Genomic DNA, 19,038 nt, shown 5'->3' on the forward strand with positions numbered 1-19,038 from the left:
GCGGGTACGTGCCGGATCTGTTGCCTCATTTCCACTGGCCCGCGATTGCAAGATTCGCCAACACCCTGCGCCGCACCATGACGGTGCCGATCTACCCCATCGCCCCCGAACTCACCTACCGCAAGGTGTTCCCGTTCCTCTTGCGGCTCTATCACCGGATTTTGCAGACCAGTGACCCGAATTCGGTTGCGTTCAGAAGTGATCCGGCCAGGGGCGGGATGGCGTTCGCGCTGTGCCATGCGCTGCGCGACGCGGGACTGCGGTACGCGGGACTGCGGTACGCGGGCGGAGATCCGCTGGGCACTCCCCTGCCGAGCCCGAGCGTCGGCCCGCTGATCGGCTTGCCCCGGCTGACGATATTCACTGGGACTCATGACGTGCTCAATCCCGATGCGCGCGCGTTGCGGGAGCGCGCCGCTGACGAGGGGCTCGACATCGGATGGTATGAACGCGACAGAGGTTTACACGTGTGGATGCTGATGCCGGGCCACGATGCGGCCGCGGCGCTGGCCCGGATGAGCGAGGGGCTGAGCGGTTGAGCCGGGTACTGGTGATTGGTTCTGGTTTCGCGGGACTGTGGGCGGCCCTGGGCGCCGCGCGGCGAGTCGAGGAGCTCGCCGTACCGCCCGGGTCCGTCGACATTACGGTGTTGAGCGCCAAACCGTTTCACGATATCCGGGTTCGCAACTACGAAACCGATCTGAGTACCTGTCGGATCCCGCTCGCCGACCTCCTCGATCCAGCCGGGGTCTCACATATTCCCGCGGTGGTGGTTGGGATCGACGCCGCGGCACGCCGAGTGCGCACCGCCGACGGCCAGACGTACGAATACGACCGCTTGGTGCTCGCCTCGGGTAGTCAGGTGGCCAAGCCCGACCTTCCTGGCCTGCAGGAGTTCGGATTCGATGTGGACACCTATGAGGGTGCCGTCCGGCTGCAATGTCACCTGCAACAACTGGCCGATCGGCCGCCAGCGGCCGCCGCGGCCACGGTCGTGGTGGTGGGAGCCGGGTTGACCGGGATCGAAACCGCTTGCGAGCTGCCCGCTCGGCTCGCAAAGTTGTTCGCCCACAGTGCCGTCGTCCCCCGAGTGGTACTGGTGGACCACAACCCCGTGGTCGGCTCGGATATGGGTGCGTCAGCGCGGCCGGTGATCGAGGAAGCGTTGTCCGAGGTCGGTGTTGAGACCAGGACCGCGGTCGGTGTTACCGCGGTCACCGAGGCTGGCGTGGCGCTGTCATCGGGTGAGCTGCTCGAGGCGGCCACCGTGGTGTGGTGCGCCGGCATGCGCGCAAATTCGCTGGCCGAACAACTGCCGGTACACCGTGATCGGCTGGGGCGTGTCGAGGTGGACGACTACCTGCGGGTGGTTGGGGTTCCCGAGATATTCGCCGCGGGCGATGTGGCCGCCGCCCAGATGGACGACGACCACGTGTCGGTGATGTCGTGTCAGCACGGGCGGCCGATGGGACGGTATGCGGGCTACAACGTGATCAGCGACCTGTTCGGCGAGCCACTGCTGGCCCTGCCGATTCCCTGGTATGTAACGGTTCTCGATCTGGGACCGGCCGGCGCGGTCTACACCGAGGGGTGGGACCGGATGGTGGTGTCGCGTGGCGCGAAGGCCAAGGCCACCAAGCAGACCATCAACACTGAGCGGATCTACCCGCCGCTGACCCGAGATCGCGCGGACCTGTTGGCAGCCGCCGCTCCGGACCTACAGGACCGGCCGTAGGTCAGTCCGGCTCGGTGCCGGGCAGCACGGGATTGGACTGCTCACCTGCGTACCAATGCACTGCGTAGATGCCTGGTTGTAGGGACAGCTCGGCCACCAGCCGCTCTAGCTTGGCGGGCGTGTGACCGTCCAAAAGGATGTGGGCGGTCAACGCGATGTTGTCGTCGTTGGCCTGGCCAGTGTGAATGCCACGGAGAATGATGTCGTTTCTGGCGATGTGTTGGACGATCTGGGCGCGCGCGTACTTCGCCGTCTTGGGGCGGCAGAGAACCTGTAGGCGATAGGGCTGCAGGCCTTCATCCTCTTCGACCCCGTTGTCGTGGTCGATCAGTCGGCCCAGTGGGCGTCCCAGCAAGTGAACGCTGACGATGGTGCCGGTAGCGATCAGCGCAAAGATCAAGTGTCCGGAGGCCGCCAGCACGCCCACCGCTGCCGAGCACCACAGGGTGGCGGCGGTGTTGAGGCCGCGGACGTTGAATCCCTCCCGCAGGATTACTCCACCGCCGAGAAACCCGATACCGGACACGACGTAGGACGCGACCCTGGTGGGGCTGCTGTCCTCGGTCGCGACGGCGTACAAGACGAATAGCGTGGCTCCGGTGGCCACCAGGGCATTGGTGCGCAACCCGGCCATGCGCGCGCGCCATTGCCGCTCGATGCCGATGAGGGCGCCACAGCCGAGTCCGACCGCCAGTCGAAGTGTGAACTCAGCAACGCTCAGGTTCTGCACTGGCGTCGCACTCCCTTCCTGACCGGCACGATGGCGACGGCAGCTAAGCACGCCTGGGTTAACGACAGGTGGAGTCAAGGCGAACCGGCCGCATCGTAGTGGTACTCAGCGACGACCTACCGGCGGCTCAGGGGCGATCCATTCGGTGCGATTTGGGCAATTTCGTTTTCGGCCGCATGGTTGAGCCGAAAGCCGCGACCTGCTAGATCAGGCGTGGCTGAGGTGATGCGGACAGTAGTAGGTCGCCGCCAGCACAGCGAACTGCGATGCCGCCTCCATATTGAATCCGGGATTGTGGGTCTTCATATCATGAACCAGTTCCAGGCCGGATTCGCCGCCGTCCAGACACCAGCACACCGCCTTGGCCGATCCGATGGCTTGGTCCGGGTTGGAATAAGTGATACCGGCATTTTGCAGTGCGGCAAGAAAGCCGACGTCGTCCCCCCGCCTTCGTCAGGGTGTGCGTGCGCGGGCGCGGCCAGCCAAATCATGGCAGAGAGCCCGAGGAGAGCAAATAGCGTTTTCATTGTTAGCCATTCTCCGATCCCACAGCAGTTGCCTATTGCCAATTATTCCAGCTCGAGCTGGGGCATAGCTGTTAAATGTGTGTGGTCTAGCCACTGCCGCAGCGGAATGCGGCACTGGCATCGATGATGCCCACCGTTGCGAGTCGAAATTCCCCGAATGCTGTTCCAATCTTCTTGGCGCGCCGGTTATTTGGCGCTCTAGTGACGCGATTGTGGCAGCGCAGCGCGGGTAAGACGCTTCGAGATCCCGGCATCGGGGCCCATCATTGGGCAGCTCCAACGTCGAACTGCACTTCCCCACTAGCCTGGCTGCGCATCGGTGGGCACGACTTTGGCTTTGTCGCCTTTGGACAGGTGCACAGCATGGATACCGGGTTTCTTCGCCAGCTGCTCCAAGAGACTGTCAAGACCTTCCTGATCGACAGTATGGTGCTGGACACTTTCGGGCTTCTCCGATATTTGCGCGACCAGACGTTTCAACTTTTCCGGAGAAGTGGCGTCTTTGAGGTCTTTGAGCGGAGTGAGGCGACTGCGGACGCCGGCGCGTTTGTACGCGTCCGGGGCCCCGGCACCAAAGGCACTTCCGAGCATGCCCGCCACTGCCATGGAGCTGAGCAGCCCTCCCTCGCCGAGTGCCGCTGCCGGGACGGCCTCGGGTCCGGCGGCCGACAGCGCGGCGGCTACGGTCCTGATGGTCGGCGTGGCCGCGGCCCAGCTCGGTGGAACCGTCAATTTTCCGACCAGGGTGCCGCGCCCCCAGTGCGGCGTCATCGCCTCCGGCTGTATCGCGCTGAACAGCGTGCCCTGGTTCCAGTGCGGAGCCAGCCCGAGGCCGCCTCCCAACGCGTCCTTGGGAAGCGGGCCGAGCCCGGGGTGCGGGGCGAACTTGAGGAACTGCGAGGCGGGGAAGTTGATCAGCAGGCCGATGTCGTTAAACCCGGTGGTGAAGTTCAGCGGAGTCTTGATGGCGTTGTACAGCGTTAAATAGGTCGTCGCGCCGGATGGCCCGAAAAGGCCGTTCAGCAGCGCGGTGACCGCTGCGGTATAGCCGGTGCTGAGGTCGGCACCCAACTGCAGTAACCAGGAGATGGGGCCAGTTGCCAGCAGGTCCTGCACGGTGGCGGCCGGGGAGGCAGCGGCAGCTTGGCCCACCACTGCGGCTTGACTGGCCAACCCGGCAGCATTGACGACTTGCGGTGGTTCGGCAAATGGCGTGACTTCGCTGGCGGCCGCCGACGAGCTGGCGTAGCCGTCCATCGCGGTGGCGTCTTGTGCCCACATTTCAGCGTATTGCGACTCGGCCGCGGCGATGGCCGCAGTGTTCTGGCCGAATAGGTTGGTGGCCACCAGCATTGCCAATTGCGCGCGATTGGCCGCGATCTCGACCGGTGGCACGTGTGCGGCAAACGCGGTCTCGTAGGCGGTCGCCGCGGCGGTGACCTGTGTCGCCGCCTGCGCGGCTTGTGCGGCGGTGGCGCCCATCCACGTCACGTAGGGTGCGACCGCGGCCGCCATCGCCAGCGAGGACGGACCTATCCATGGCCCGCTGGTCAGGCTTGCGATCACCGAGGAAAACGCGGCGGCCGTGGACTGCAATTCCGCGGCAACCGCGTCCCAGGCTGCCGCGGCGGCCAGCAACGGCCCCGATCCAGGACCGGTGTACATCCGGCCCGAGTTGATCTCCGGCGGAAACGCTGCATAGAACATGCGGTACCCCTTACCTGGACTTCTGTGCCTGGATCGCCCGGGCCGGGCTGCTGTAGGAGTTCTCGTGATTCATGGCAGTCGGCGTCCTATTCGTCGAGCGCCGGGATCACGATGATGGTGGCGGCGGCTGGGTCGGCCTCGGCAACAACCCCGCCGAGCGAGTTCGCCACGGCACCCCCACTGGACGAACCAAACGTGCTGGCCCCCATGGCACGTCCGGCGAGGCTGGACAGCGCCATCTGGCCGAAGACCCCCGCCTCGCCCGGTAGCCCAGCGGTCGGCGCGGCCGCCAGGTTGGTGGATAGCACCGATGAGACCAGTCGCATCGAGGGTGCGGCCTGAGTCCAGCCTTGCGGCACCGACATGCTGCCCACCAGGGCGGCGCGCCCCATCGTCCCCGATACCGAGTTCGATACCGACGCCGAAGTCAATCCGACGCCGCCGGGACTGATCTCCGGAACCAGCGGCGCCAGCGTCCCGGTGATCGCTTTCGGACTGTAGAAGGCGTTGAGCCCCTGAGCGTTTTGCACGTAGGCGTAGACCTGCCCGAAAGACAGGAACGGGCCACCCGGTATCGAACTGATCCCCTGCAGTGAGAATGGCCCGGTCAAGGTTGCCATGATGGTATTCCAGTTCGCCAGGTTGGTGGCGAGCCATGGAGGCAGGGACACCTCGGGCAGGATGGACGCCGCGGTCGGTGCGGCGCTCGTTGTCGCGAGGGTTTGCAGCGCATTCGGTACCGAGGTGATCAGTCCGGCCAGCTGGGACACTACGTCTGAGCTGGCGGCGGTACTGCTGGCCTGGGCCACGGCGGCGGATTGAGCGGCCCCCGCCACCGGATTCGTGGTTTGCGGCGGCTCGGTAAATGGCGTCAGCGCCGAGGCCGCGGCCGCAGTGCCGGCATAGGCGTACATTGCCGCCGCGTCTTGGGCCCACATCTCCAGGTATTGGGCTTCGGCGGCCGCGATAGCGGGAGTGTTTTGTCCGAAGATGTTGGTCGCGATCAGCGCCATCAGTAACGCGCGATTGGCCGCGATCACCGGCGGTGGCACCGCGGCCGCAAATGCCGTCTCATACGCGCCGGCGGCCAGCTTCGCCTGGGTGGCGGCCTGCCCGGCTTGAACGCCCGTGGTATTGATCCAGGTCACGTAGGGTGCGGCCGCTGCCGCCATCGTGATCGACGACGCACCGGTCCACGGTGCCACGGTGCCACGGTCAAGCCTTGGACCGTTGAGCCATACGAAGCTGCCATGGATTGCAGCTCGGCGGCCAGCTCGTCCCACGCCGCGGCCGCAGCTACCAGCGGCGCCGCGCCTGGCCCCACATACATCCGCCCCGAGTTGATCTCCGGCGGAAGCGCCCCAAAGTCAATCATCTGCTACCTCCGGTTCTTAGCTGAACGCCAGGGTAATCACGAAGCTGTAGTCCCGCACGATGCTGGCCTCGGCTCTTATCGAACTCATTAACCACCCCCTGAACTCTCCAATGATTGATCCACCGAGCCACAACAAAAACTATCTCATATCCCCGCGGAAAAAAATCCCAAATCGTCCTTTGGCTAGCCACTATTCGCGCCCCCATGGCCGCATACGACGTTGATCTTGGATGAGGCATATTTGCACCGCGTTCCCGCCGCGTGATCTCGATGTTAAAAATCGATCTCACCACCCCAGCGGCGCGTGTGAAGCTTCCGCTCAGCGATGCACTGCCGCCACTATCTATGCACCTAGACACAATTATAACCCAACTCAAGGCAAACCACCGCCCAGGCGGAGCCGCGTTCACCATCAACGCAGAGGACAAACACGATCGATGGGCGATTATTGACACACAAGTCCATATTTGCATTTTGCAGGCGAAATCGCACGGCGCCATTCTCGAACGAGCGGAAATGTCCCACTAAGAACAGCATTACAGTTTCACTAATATGAATTCATGTAGTAATTTCACGCTACCCACCGTAATGACCGACGGTGCGACGCTACCAACGGATAAGGCTGCCGCATGGCCTCCCGGATTTGATGCGTGATGGCGAGGAGTTTGATTGCTGAACACGTGGGTGCGAACGTCGCCAACGGCCAGGGGGAACGATGTCCACTCCCGTGGCGCAGGCAGTTACCGGCGCAGTACCGGATCAGCCGGAGCCGGGGCTCCAGACGACCGGGTAAGCATCGACTTCACCGAACTGACGGCTGCTCGTCATGGGGCGTTCTCCTTGCGTCGGAGGAAGGTTACGCACCTCGCGGGCAACCAGGTTCACAATCGGCTGTTACTCGGCTGGCTGGTTGCTGTAGGTTTGCTGGCAGGCCATCGCCCGGCGTGTCATGACGGTCCCGCGGCCGGGCGTGAAGCTTGTGCGCTGCAAATACCGCAGCCCACGGAGCAACATGACTACCGGACGTGGTCGACGATGTCCTTTGCGTGATCCGACTTCGCCTCGGCCGCAGATTTCCCCGCAGCTATCCCGCCGCGGGAGGGCGGGCGACAAAGATGGGGCGGAAGCCGTATTGGGGCAAAGCCCGCCCAAACGGCTGCCCAGCCATATTCCCGAACGGCATGCCGGGCATGCCGGCCGCCGCCGTCGGCGGAGGCGCGACCATCGGTGTGCCGCCCAGGGCTGAACCCAGCGGGCTGGCCAGTGGAGCTGCCCCCGTCCAACTCGGCGGCACCGACAACTTGCCGACGATGGCGGCGTTGCCCGCGGCCGCCAGCCCGGCCTGGCCACCGACGGACCCGAGCGGCGCGGAAAGCGCACCGCCGAGCGCGCCAGAACCCGTGGTTCCGAGCGCGTCCTCGGCCGCATCCGCCACCGCTGCGGTGCCCAGCATGCCGAGAAAGGGGGTGACCATATTGCTCGGCAGCAGAAAGCCGGTCGAGGCGATGGTGTTCCAGATATTGGCGTTGGGCCCGAACTCCGACCACAGCGTGGCTAGCCAGGACTGGCCATTGCCGGACAGCAACGTGCTCAGCAGCCCGGACGGCGCGGATGCCGAAGTGTTGGAAGACGCCAGTCCCTGCAACACGTTGGGAACTGCCGACATCAGCTGGGCCAGCGTTGACTGCTGTGCCAGCAGCCCAGCCGGATTGGTGTTGTGCTGCGGCTCGAGGAACTCGCTTAGCCGCGTGGCGGCGGCCGACGAGCCGGCATAGCCGTACATGGCCATGGCGTCCTGGGCCCACATCTCGCAGTATTGGGCCTCTACGGCTGCGATTGCCGGAGTATTCTGCCCCAGCACATTGGTCGCGACCAGCACCATCAATTGAGCCCGATTAGCTGTAATCACCGTGGGCGCCACGGTGGCCGAGAAGGCAGCTTCGTAGGCTGCCGCAGCGGCTGCCGCCTGTACCGCACTCTCCTCAGCCTGCGCGGCGGTGGTGCTCATCCATGCCACGTACGGCGCTGCCGCAGCCGCCATCGAGGCCGACGCCGGGCCGTACCATTCCTCGCCGGTCAACGCCCTGAGCACTGAGTCGTAGGACAACACGGTGACGCGAAGCTCCGCAGCCAGGCCCTTCCAGGCTGAGGCTGCGGCAAGCATCGGGGCGGAGCCTGGCCCCGAATACATACGTGCGGAATTGATTTCGGGTGGCAGTGTGGCGAAATCCAGACTGGCGGTCATCGCTGGCTTCTTTCTCTACCTGGCCGTGATGGCATTGGCGGCCGTTACGGCCGAGTGGGACGCGGGGCGGGCATCGGGTTGCGTAGCCCTAGCGCCCGATTGCGCTCCGGTGCACGCTCGGTGCCCTATACATGGGCGCTATCCACCGAATTATGTTGTGGCCCAGCTTTATATCGGTCCAGGGGCCACATGGCATCGGGCTTCTCCTGACGCACAACGACACAGCGCCGATACCGCAACTTCGCGCGCTTCAGCTACACGTCCGCAGCACAGGCTAAGGCGTGCCGATCAAACAAACGTGGATGAAACCGTGTCAGATAACGAAAAGGGCGCCGGGATCGGATCGAAACGAAATGGCCGTTGGTCTCGAATACGGTCTATCACCGGGACTCACTTCGCACTCACCTCCTCGGGGCCGGGGCACGCGGGGGTGCCAGTCACACAGCACATAGAGGCGAGTGCCCAGCACGACGACTGAGCGCGGCACCCCTCTCGTCAGAGCTTTGGCACCACACGGCGTATCCGACGCTTTCAAGCCGGAAGTCACTTGGGCTCAACCCTTAAGCCGGGAAGAGCTGTCCTGACCCGGGGCGTCTTTCGACGTTCGAGGTCAGTGGCCTGTATCCGTGCAGACGCCTCACCTAGCGAAGTGCTTGCAAAGGTCATAGTTTCACTCGAAGCGGTGACCGTCAACCCAACGCGCCCGTGGCTGCCCGATCATGCCGGTAAGGCGATGCGCCATCGTGTGCCGGGTTTTGTTTCATCGCAGCGCTTTTCGCTGTCTTCAGGTCACACACGCGGAGCGGCGCAACTCCGCCGGCTTCGGTGCAAGCGCGTTGTTCAGCCGCCCGAGAGCGGGCGCGGCATTATCGTCAGCCGGAATCCGTACCGGGGTCCGGTGCCGTAGCTGCGCGCGTAGGCGCCCGGAGCAGGTACCCCGGGTACGCCAGGCATCGCCGCACTCGCCTCCGGGGCGGTAGCGGTGCCAGCGCCCGGGAGCGCGGTGGCGACATGATCTGTCACTTCCGTGGTCCCCGCCCAGCTCGGCGGGACCGACAGTCGACCCACCATGGTCGCCTGGTTGGTTCCCGCGGCGACTCCCCCCCCAGGCCCGATTGCGGAACTGTCATTCTTGTCCAAACGGCATCGCCGGAATCGGATCCCGTAATTGGCAACGCAATCCCTGGTAAGCCGTCTAGGGCCAACGCATTGACGTCGGCCATTGCCGATGTCACGGCGGGCACGACGATCCCCGGAGCCGTGTATCCGGCCGAGATGACTCCATTTGCCAATGAGGAGTTCAAGAAGGTCCCGAAGGCGTTTCCATCGTTGCCGTCCAGAAAGTTCAGGATGTCAGCAAGCAGACCCGACCCTGCAATGGTGTCCAGCGGTGCCGCCGCCGGTGCGGCGAGTCCTTGCAGACTTGCCGGTACCGCGGACATGAGTTGGGGCAGTTCGGTCTGCGTGAGGCCGCCCATAGCGGTACTCGCCGCCTGGGCAACCGCCGCGGTCTGACCCGCCAGCCCGGAGCGGCTGGCGGTGTGTGCTGGTTCCGAAAATGGTTCCAACGTGGATGCCACCGCGGAACCGGCCGCATACCCGTACATGGCTGTCGCATCCTGCGCCCACATCTCGGCGTATTCGGCCTCGGTAGCCGCGATCGCCGGTGTGTTGATGCCCAGAAAATTGGTAGCCACCAGCGTCAGCAACTGCACCCGGTTCGCCGCAACCACACTCGGCGGCACCGTCATGGCGAACGCGGCCTCGAACGCCGCCGCGGCCGCCGCCGCCTGACCGGCCGTCTGCGCGGCCTGTAGCCCGGTGGCGCTCAGCCACGTCACATACGGGGCCGCCGCTGCCGCCATAGCCGCCGAAGCTGGCCCCAGCCAGCCGTCGCTGAGCAAAGCCGAGAGCACCGACTCGTATGCCGCTGCCGTCAAAAGCATTTCCGCGGAAACGTCATCCCACGCCGCCATAGCGGCGAGCATGGGCGCTGACCCTGGGCCCGAATACATGCGCAGGGAGTTGACTTCCGGTGGCAGGGCCCCGAAATCCATTGCCGGCAAGACCATTACCCGAGCCTCAACGCGAGGGAGTCATGCTGGCAGATTCGGTAGCCGCGGCAGTCCCGGAACCGATCGTCGATGTCACGGTGACTTCCGTCTCGTCATCCAGCAGCTGGCGGGCGCCCCATGATCGTTGGGCGGAATCCGTACCGGGGGGCATTGCCGAGGCTGTGCCCGTAAATGCCCGCGGGCATACCTGGAATGCCGGGCATCCCGACTGCCGCTTCGGGGACAACGGCCGTACTGGTCCAGCCGCCGCCCGGGGCTGCCGCACCGGCGTGATTGGCCACCGCTGTTGCCACGCCCAGCTTTGGGGAACAGACATTCGCCCGACCAGCTCAGCCTGGTTCATACCCGCCGAGATTCCTCCAGTCCCCAGCGTGGCTGCCGTCTCCTCACCCAGAACCGGCAAACTTTCCGGGCTTGCCGGTGATGCCGCGGGTATCCACGACGGATTTCCTTCGCCGGACCCCATGGGCGGTACCGCGGCCGATTCCTGGGCACCCAGTGCCACTGCATTGATATCGGCCATTGCGGCCCAGATTGCGGGTCCGACGACGGCAGGGCTGACGTATCCGGCTGAGACGAACCCGTTCACCAATGACGAGTTCAAAAAGACCCCGTACGGGTTCCCGTCGTTGCCATCCAGGAAGTTCAGCAGTGCGGCAAGCAGCCCGGATCCGGGAATGGCGTCTATCGGCGATGCGGCCGCTGGTGAGGCCAGCCCCTGCAGGCTCGCCGGCACCGCGGACATCAGTTGTGGCAGCTCCGTCTGAGTGAGGTTGCCAACTGTGCTGCCTACTGCCTGAGTGACCGCCGCCGACTGACTGGCCAGCCCGCTTGGATCGGTGGTCTGCGCCGGCTGGGTGAACTGTGTCAGCGTCGATGCGGCTGCAGAGCCGACCGCGTAGCCATACATCGCCGCCGCGTCCTGAGCCCACATCTCGCCGTACGCGGCTTCGGTAGCGGCGATGGCGGGCGTGTTCTGCCCCAGAAGATTGGTGGCAACCAGCGTCTGCAACTGAGTGCGGTTGGCGGCCACCTGCGCCGGGGGCACCGTCATCGCGAACGCGGCCTCAAACGCGCCCGCCGCCGCTGCCGCTTGGCGGGCGGTTTGCTCAGCCTGCATTCCGGTGATGTTCATCCACGCCAGGTACGGAAACACGGCGGCTTCCATCGACTCCGAGGCCGGCCCCAGCCAGCCGTCACCGGTTAGCACGGCGATCACCGTCTCGTATGCGGCGGCCGTCGAGCGCAACTCGGCAGCGAGCCCATCCCAGGCTGTTACCGCAGCGAGCATCGGAGCTGAGCCCGGCCCCGAATACATGCGTATCGAATTGATCTCTGGTGGCAGTGCTGCGAAATCCATCTCCAACGCCCCCTACCCGGCCGCACTCGACGCGGCCATCATCGGCGCAAGCGATCCAAGCCCGCGCGCCGAGAGGGTGTCGGTACGCCGTCGATGATCAGGTTCAGGCTGCCGCCGCGCGCTTCCAAAACCCGGGGCGGGAAGAGCTACTTCTATTGCAGCCAAAAACAATTCGCCCCGGACAGGGGCAGGGCCTTGGTTGGCTAGCCTGCCGGCCGGCAGTGCCGGGACTGGCGGTCTCGTCATGACAAGAGACATCGGACTTTCTCCTCTTTGGGATAGCCCGACCCGGCTATTGGCTCGGCCGCTGTGGTGGTGTCGGGATGTTGCCGATGGCACGTGCACAATCAGTTCGCGCGTGCCTTCGGGCACTCGGCGCCAGTCGATTCAGACGGCGGAATTTCTGCCCGGACCGGATCGGATGGAAACGGTCACCAACTTCGCACAACCACTGTCAACTGGTTCAGTCCCGCCCACCTCCCGTCGCAATCCGGCGCCCACGGGAGTGCGCGGTGGTTGCGCAACTCGGGTTCAAGCCGCCAGCAGTGTTTGCTGGACCGGGCGGCCGGTGTTGCGCAAGCTTTGGCATGACATAGCGTATCCGCCCAACGGTGCGCGATGAGCCGAGTTGATCTCAATCCATCCACGGGGCGAACCAGCGCGCCCCGGAGCATCCCCCGACCACTGATGCCAATTCCGATTTCGAGGCCCCGTTTTCGTGCAAAGACTTCGGCTGGTGAGGCAGAACCAGCGTCATGGTGTCACCGGGGTCAACCCAGCGTCAACGCGACTCGCGGTGGTTGCGCCGGGCGAATACGGCGCCCCGCGTCTGGGCCCGTGTAGGTTCGTCCTCCCGGGCGACTGCGGGTTAGCTGGGCTTGGTGCTTGCCGCGCCGAGGCCTAGTTCGTCTTCTTCTCTGCCACCGCGGCACTGAGACCTTCGGCCAGGTCTTCTTTGGTCAGCTCTCTGAACCTACGCATCTGCAGCTCGCTGAATTCCGTCAGATCACTGTTGAGCACCGCATCGAGATCTTCATCGTCGAGGCGGAAACTGCGGTGGTCACGGGCCTTCTCCACGACATTGCGCACGAAGCCGGCGTTGCCGAGCATGTCGATGCCGCGAATCAGGTCGCCGTCCTCGGAGTAGTTCTGGTCGTTGTAGAACCTGGTGTACGACGGCAACAACACCTGAGCTTCTTCCTCAGTGATGACGTCTTCGTTCTCCTGGCCCATCAGTTTGGTGAGCGCAATCAGCTCTTCGGGCGTGTAGCTGAAAAACTCGATCACGGTCGAAAAGCGCCGTCGCAGACCCTGGTTCACCTCGAGCATCTTTTCCATGGCGTTGGCATAGCCTGCACCGAATACGACCAACTCGTCGCGGTGGTTCTCCATGTACAGCAGCAGGGTGTTGATGATCGCGTTGCCGTAGGGGTCGCCCTGGGAGTAGCCCTTCTCATGAAGGGTATGCATCTCGTCGAAGAAGACTGCGCCGCCCAGTGAACCCTCGAGCATCTCCTCGGTGTTCTTCTCCGCGTCGGCCATGTAGCGACCCAACAGCTTGGTGCGGCTGGTCTCTACCACCAGCGGCTTGCGCAGCACCGTCAACCCGCACAGCTGTTTGGTGAATGCCCTTGCCACCGAGGTCTTTCCAGTACCAGGAGGACCGAATAACAGGGTGTGGCGTGAGGTCACCGGAACGGGAAGCCCCATCTTGGCGCGCGCCAGATTCACCTTGGTGGTCGACTTGATGAGCTTGATTTCTTTCTTGGCCTGCTCCATGCCGAGCATCGCATTGAGCTCGGCGTCCCCCTCGGCGAGATACTTGGCAGCCATCTCCGCATGCCGGGCGGCTTCGGTTTGGGCACGGGTAGGCGCACTGTCCGGATCCCATGGATCCTTGCGCGCCTCAATCGTTTCGGGGTCGGTCAATACCAGTCGGTAGTTGGGGTTATCCAAGGCTTCGCGGGCTGGGCTGAACTTTGCGTCGCGCGAATACACGCGACGCAACAGCTCGACGGCTTCCTCCTCGCGCCCCACGTGGCGCAGGCACATGCCCTGGGTGTAGAGGGCGATATTGGCCGCGCCGGGAACCCGGTCCCCTTCGATGGCCTCCTGCGCACGCCGGAAGGCCTCCTCGAAGACCCCCAGTGATGCCAAGGCCGTTGTCGCCATCGCCGCACCGGCCGCCTTCAGCTCCGGGTGCCGCCAGGGCGTTGCCTCGGGGAACTGGGCCAGCACGTCGGGCCAGCGCTTGGTGCGAAAGTACAAGACACCTCGCACATAGCTCACCAACTCGGCATCGAAGGGATGCTTGGGGTCGGTGGTGTCGAGCAGGTCCGAGACCTCCTGGTAACGCTTGTTCTCGGCCAGAACGGCAGCGTAGGCGCAGGCCAACGAATCGACACTGGTAACAGCCAGCCGCAGGAACAGCCCGTCGGACACCTCGGGGCGGAACTGCAAGTCGGTAACGCCGAGACGGCGGGTTTCCCAACCGAAGGTTCTTACCGCCGCCCATGCGCCGGCGAGAACGTCCATGGTCTGGTCGCCGGCGAGCAACCGTGCCAGCCAGGCGTCACACATCGCTGGATCGAGCTTGGTTGCGGTGGTGAACATCTTAGCCGCAACCTGCGGGTTATGGCTTGGCTGTAGCCCGTTGACCGAGATGCCCGACGCCAGAAGACCGGCGACCATGGCGTTGCGGGCATCGTCTGCAGCTGATTGTGCGCGGGTCATTGCCCTGTGGTCGCGCTTGTCGCGTGCTCCTGTGTTTGCCCCACAGGCAGTTCCAGCTCGTCGTGGTCTAGCAACTCGCGACTGGAAACAACCAGCTGAGCCCGGGTGGACGGCACCGGCAGGCTCGCTCGCACTGCCGCCAGTTGGCGGCCGGTCAACCGGTTGAGGCCCACCGATAGCTCCTTGGGCAGGCGTTCATCGCTGTGGTAGCGGACCCACGCCGACAACCGAGGTTCTCCCGCGCGCATCACCAGACGAAGCGTGAGCACCGTGGCGCCTACCTCGGGGGCGTCCGAGAGCCAGACCTCATCGAGGGTCTCGGCGTTGATGTCGGCCGGCGTTACCCAAAAACTGGTCGCATAGCCGTTGAAGTGCTTGAGATGACGCCAGCCCGGACGGCTCCAGGTCGGCTCCAGCTCGGCCAATATCGCGCTGTCAACCTCGGCCAGCTCGTCGGCCGCCAATGGGCGCGCGGCACAACTCTGGCCATCGAGCACCTGGGCAAGCCGCTCGGTGGCTGTCACCAACGTCGAGGCCAGCGAATCACGACTCGCTATCGCGGCAACGTTGCGCTGGGGATTCATCCGCAAGATCAACCACGTACGGCGACGGTTCGCGGCGGGACTCTCCCCCACCATTCCCCACTCTTCCGGGCCCCACTCATCCAATGAAGCCGACGCCCGGGCCGCCTCGGCACCACCGCGGACCTCAACGGTCACGATGTCGACGCCATCGAGCTGAACATCGAACTGTCGCAAGTTCTCGGCTACGGTCGCCACCGGTACCACCGCCGACTGCGTGGTGCGATGCCGATGCCGACCCGCGGCATCTCCCTCGCCATCGTCGACGGTGATCACGGTGACCAATCGGCCATGATGCTCGCGCACTCCGACGGTGTCGCACCCGAAACGACGCTGGTGATCCACGGCCGGTGTGCAGCCGGCACCCAGTGCCGTGCCCGGGTCAGCGGACCAATCCCAAAGCCAGGCAGTGATACCCGAGGTGACCGTGATCCCGCGATAGGTGACGACCGACAACAAGGTGACCAGCACGGCAATGCCGACGCCAACCCACCACGCGATGCGGTTCTCGCCCTGCCACGAGTCTGGGCAATGGCTGGCCACGATCAGAATGAGCAGGTCGATCACGAACACTGTCGTCAACCGCGCCCACGACAAAGCTAAACCGAACCTGCGCTGAGCCTTCATCGCCGCTTCCGTGATCGCCGCATTAACGTCGCCGTACCGAACACCGCACCGCCTATCAGTAATGCACCGGTCAATCCGCCGGCAGCCACCCATACTGGCACCATATTGCGCTCTGCGGGCGGCTTCGGCAGCTCCAGCGGTGCCGATAGCTGCTTAGGCGGCTTGACCGGCCCTTCGGGCACGTCCCAGGTGAGGGCAGCCACCGGATCCACCACACCGTAGCCGACCTGGTTGTCCACTCCACGAGCGGGCGGGCGGGCGGTGTGAATGAGCCGATTGCTGATTTGGTACGCCGACAGCTCCGGATACTTCGCCCGGACCAGGGCAACCACGCCAGACACGATCGCCGTCGCAAAACTCGTGCCAGCCGGAACCAGCAACGAGTTGTCCGGACCGTCGATCGCGTTGATCAAGCCGTCGTCACGGGGCGAGAGTCCGATGACATCGGTCCCGGGCGCCGCGATCGACACCCATGGTCCGGCGATGCTCATCTTTGTCATCGGCTGACCGTTGGTGTCGACTGCGCCAACCGTCAAGACATAGTCACTGAACCAAGAGGGCGTCACCACCGTGGTGACCGCGTTCCAGTCACGTGGGTCGTCTGGCTGCAACGGATCAAAGATCGGGTTCTGCTTGCAGTCCTTCTTGCTGCCGTCGCCGGCCGCGGCCACTATGACCACGTTCTTGTCGACGGCCGCGTAGTGGACTGCGGCCCCCAGCGCGTTCTGATCGATGACGTTGCGGGCGCTCATGCAGGTCACATCGGAGATGTTGATCACCGACGCTCCCATGTTGGCGGCATGGACGATCGCTCGCGCCATTGTCTCAACGTCGTCGATCTTCTGTTGCGTCTGCGGATCCTCATCCCCGGTGTAGGGGTCCTTGAGGCCGAACGCCTGGCTCGATTGGCGGATCGAGATCAGCTCGACCTCCGGCGCAATCCCGCTGAATGCATCCGGTGCCGGCGGCGGCGGGTCGAGCGGACGCGGGCCGCCCGCGTGGTCGACCCCCGTCACCCGCGCACCACCTGAGTAGCTGGGGATCGTCACCGTTCCGCCACCATGGTTGCTTGCCGGCGGTTGGCCGGGAGCTGGCGGGGGCACCGGCCCGGGTCCGGGCTCACCCTGGGGAGCCCCTTCCTCCGGCGGCAGCCCCGGAATCACTGTCACCGTTTGAGGAGGCACAGGTGACAACGTCACGGTCTGCGGCGGTGGCGGCTTCTCGGTGGTGGGGATAGTGACCGGCCGGCGTGGGACGGCCGGAGGCGGTAGCGCCCCGTTGGCCGGCGCCGCACCGATCATCGACGCCACGATGGTGCCGTGGGCGTCGCAATCCTGCAGCCCGTCACCGCCCATCACGTAGTCCCCGCCCGGGATCAAGTGGGGAAACCGCGGGTGCGGTGTCACACCGGTGTCGATGACAGCGACCTTTACCCCGGCGCCACGGCCGAATTGCCATGCCTCGTTGATGTTCAGCATCTCCATGTACTTCGGCTGCAACTTGAAGTCGGCGCCAGGCAGCACCCCAACCTCAGTGCAGTAGGAGTTCTGTTTCATCGGGGCCGGCGGTCCCGGCGTACCGTCGGGCGGCAAAGCTCCCAGATCAATGGTCGGAGGATTGATTGCGTACGCCGGTGGCAGGCCGGCCAACGCACCCGAGGCAAGCAGAAGTGCGGCGATGGTCGCGGTTGATCCGCGACCAGGCCGCAACCTGCCGCTAACGGTACCGAATCGCTGCATAGACATTCATCAACCAGAATGCCAGCGGGAAGATTGGCATCAGGCAGAGGTACTCCGTCCATTCCACGAACTTGCGGAACAACGGACTGTAGATGGTGTTGGGGACAACGGCCGCGGCCGTCATTCCGGCTGCGGGCAGCAACACCAACAGCGACGCCACGATCGACACCGACAACGGCGAAGACAAGACCAGCGCGTATCGGACCGACACCGCAGCAACCACGATCACGGCGGTGACGGCCAGGGTGATCGACTGCCAGCGGTCGACGTAGGAGCGCCCGCGCAGCATCAGGAAGCCCGAGGTGAATCCGGCGAGCATCAGTGGCAGCCAACGCTCCGAGGTGTGCGGATTGCACAGCGAGGTCAGCGACACCACCATCAGCACGCCCAACCCGACCAGCAGACCGCTCAGGAAGGACCGGGCCCGTTCGGCCTGCAACACCACGTCGCGCACCGAGGCGGGGCCCTCCAACACGGGGGGGCCGCCAGCGGCGACCGCCACGGTGGTGGGCAGATCGGGACGTGCCTCAAATACCCATCGGCTGGTTGCGGACGGGAAGACCGGCAGCCGGATACCCGACAGTCTCCGCGACAGCGCGGGCGAGGCGTGGTACATCACGACGCAGATCAACAACATGGTCGCGAACAGCGTCACCGCGCTGGTCGCGGCGACCATCCGCGACAAGCTCGCCAATGTCGTCAGGCCACAGATCGTGACGATGGCGGTATAGATCGCCAGTCGTCGACCAGTGAATCGCAGGGCCAGCGCCGCGGCGATGGACAGGACCCCGAAGCCGAGCACGGCCTGCGGAGAACCGACGGAACCAGGCGGTGCCGAAGCCGCCGCCACGGTCAGCGGCGCAAGACCGCTGACCAGCATGATGTCTGCAACGCGCCGATCCGCATCAGTGGTGGCACGCATCAGCAGCATCATGGCGACCATCAGCACAAGCACGGCAATCACCGAGGCGAAGATTGTGGTCAGCCACGTGTTGTGGTGCCAGCGCCACCAGCCCAAGACGCCCGAGGCAAGGATCACACCGGTCCCCACCATCCCCGCGCCGACCTGCACCGCGACAACTGGGTCGATCGAGGCGAATCGCTTGCTGAGATTCGACGCAACCGCAGTGGAGATGTGCTCGATGACCTGCGACCGGTGTTCGGTGTCCGGGATGAACCGGATCCACAGCCGGTCGCCGTCATAGACGTCTTGTTCGGTCAGCGACTGGGTAGCACGCAACGGCGAGCCGTCGATCAGGCACAACGCCCATCTACCGCGCCCAGCGGCCTCCAACGTCGACTCGCCGAGCTCCCGCAGCCGACTGTTGACCACCTTCAGCAACGGGTCGGTCATCACCGAAACGGGAGCATTGGCGTCGAGCAGAACCCCGATCTGGACGCCCTCGCCAGCCATGATGCCAACTACGACCGCCCGCGGCGAAGATACGCCCTCAAGTTCGGCCTGTGGAGCATCAGCTACTGCGGTCATCGTTCTGTACCCCCTGCTGTGGCGAACGTGTTACTCCGTGACTTCAGCCGCGCCCGGGGCTCTGTCGGTACATACACCGTCGGTACATACACCGAAGCGCCGTAGCCCGCTTTCA

General features: G+C 64.7%; 9 protein-coding genes, 4 pseudogenes and 1 riboswitch. Of the genes and pseudogenes, 2 read left to right on the plus strand and 11 right to left on the minus strand.

All coding sequences use genetic code 11. The features are described 5' to 3' along the window. The first annotated feature begins 8 nt into the window (after positions 1 to 8). Together MMSP_RS16130 and MMSP_RS16135 are read left to right on the plus strand one after the other, a co-directional pair. Entirely contained in the window at positions 9 to 539 is a 531-nt protein-coding gene (locus MMSP_RS16130) for an alpha/beta hydrolase (protein WP_020787482.1), read from the plus strand. Continuing rightward, positions 536 to 1,735 carry an NAD(P)/FAD-dependent oxidoreductase gene (locus tag MMSP_RS16135; protein ID WP_020787483.1) on the plus strand — a complete coding sequence of 400 codons (1,200 nt, stop codon included), beginning with the start codon at positions 536 to 538 and terminating at the stop codon, positions 1,733 to 1,735. The genes MMSP_RS16130 and MMSP_RS16135 overlap by 4 nt, the downstream gene beginning before the upstream one ends. Before the next feature lies 1 nt (position 1,736). On the opposite strand, the gene MMSP_RS16140 is transcribed toward MMSP_RS16135, so the two are convergent. From MMSP_RS16140 to eccD, 11 genes and pseudogenes are all read right to left on the minus strand, one after another. Beyond that, positions 1,737 to 2,465: an MgtC/SapB family protein gene (locus tag MMSP_RS16140; protein WP_012394401.1), complete on the minus strand. Its 729-nt coding sequence runs from the start codon at positions 2,463 to 2,465 to the stop codon at positions 1,737 to 1,739. A gap of 207 nt (positions 2,466 to 2,672) precedes the next feature. Beyond that, positions 2,673 to 2,992 (minus strand): annotated as a pseudogene (locus tag MMSP_RS16145) (DUF732 domain-containing protein). Between the two features lie 300 nt (positions 2,993 to 3,292). After that, a complete protein-coding gene (locus MMSP_RS16150) occupies positions 3,293 to 4,699 on the minus strand; it encodes a PPE family protein (RefSeq protein ID WP_020787485.1) in 1,407 nt (468 codons plus the stop codon). 86 nt (positions 4,700 to 4,785) lie between these two features. Continuing rightward, positions 4,786 to 6,074: pseudogene (locus MMSP_RS16155) on the minus strand (PPE family protein). A gap of 1,084 nt (positions 6,075 to 7,158) precedes the next feature. After that, on the minus strand, positions 7,159 to 8,319 hold the full coding sequence (locus MMSP_RS16160; RefSeq protein ID WP_015355477.1) for a PPE family protein: 1,161 nt from the start codon (positions 8,317 to 8,319) through the stop codon (positions 7,159 to 7,161). A gap of 480 nt (positions 8,320 to 8,799) precedes the next feature. Further along, positions 8,800 to 8,975: riboswitch (M-box (ykoK) riboswitch) on the minus strand. A gap of 184 nt (positions 8,976 to 9,159) precedes the next feature. Then, positions 9,160 to 10,391, minus strand: a pseudogene (locus tag MMSP_RS16165) (PPE family protein). A gap of 95 nt (positions 10,392 to 10,486) precedes the next feature. After that, a pseudogene (locus tag MMSP_RS16170) lies at positions 10,487 to 11,754 on the minus strand (PPE family protein). Positions 11,755 to 12,654: 900 nt separating this feature from the next. Then, positions 12,655 to 14,487, minus strand: a complete 1,833-nt coding sequence (eccA5, locus tag MMSP_RS16175) for a type VII secretion system ESX-5 AAA family ATPase EccA5 (protein ID WP_020787493.1) — start codon at positions 14,485 to 14,487, stop codon at positions 12,655 to 12,657. Next, positions 14,484 to 15,695, minus strand: coding sequence for a type VII secretion protein EccE (eccE, locus tag MMSP_RS16180; RefSeq protein WP_036426615.1), 1,212 nt, complete (start codon positions 15,693 to 15,695; stop codon positions 14,484 to 14,486). The genes eccA5 and eccE overlap by 4 nt, the downstream gene beginning before the upstream one ends. Then, a complete protein-coding gene (mycP5, locus tag MMSP_RS16185) occupies positions 15,692 to 17,434 on the minus strand; it encodes a type VII secretion system ESX-5 serine protease mycosin MycP5 (RefSeq protein ID WP_020787495.1) in 1,743 nt (580 codons plus the stop codon). Before mycP5 ends, eccE begins: the two co-directional genes overlap by 4 nt. Then, positions 17,412 to 18,923 carry a type VII secretion integral membrane protein EccD gene (gene eccD, locus MMSP_RS16190; RefSeq protein WP_012394391.1) on the minus strand — a complete coding sequence of 504 codons (1,512 nt, stop codon included), beginning with the start codon at positions 18,921 to 18,923 and terminating at the stop codon, positions 17,412 to 17,414. The genes mycP5 and eccD overlap by 23 nt, the downstream gene beginning before the upstream one ends. Positions 18,924 to 19,038: the final 115 nt, after the last annotated feature.

The sequence above is a fragment of the Mycobacterium sp. 012931 genome, from assembly GCF_000419295.1.
GTDB classification, from domain to species: domain Bacteria; phylum Actinomycetota; class Actinomycetes; order Mycobacteriales; family Mycobacteriaceae; genus Mycobacterium; species Mycobacterium marinum.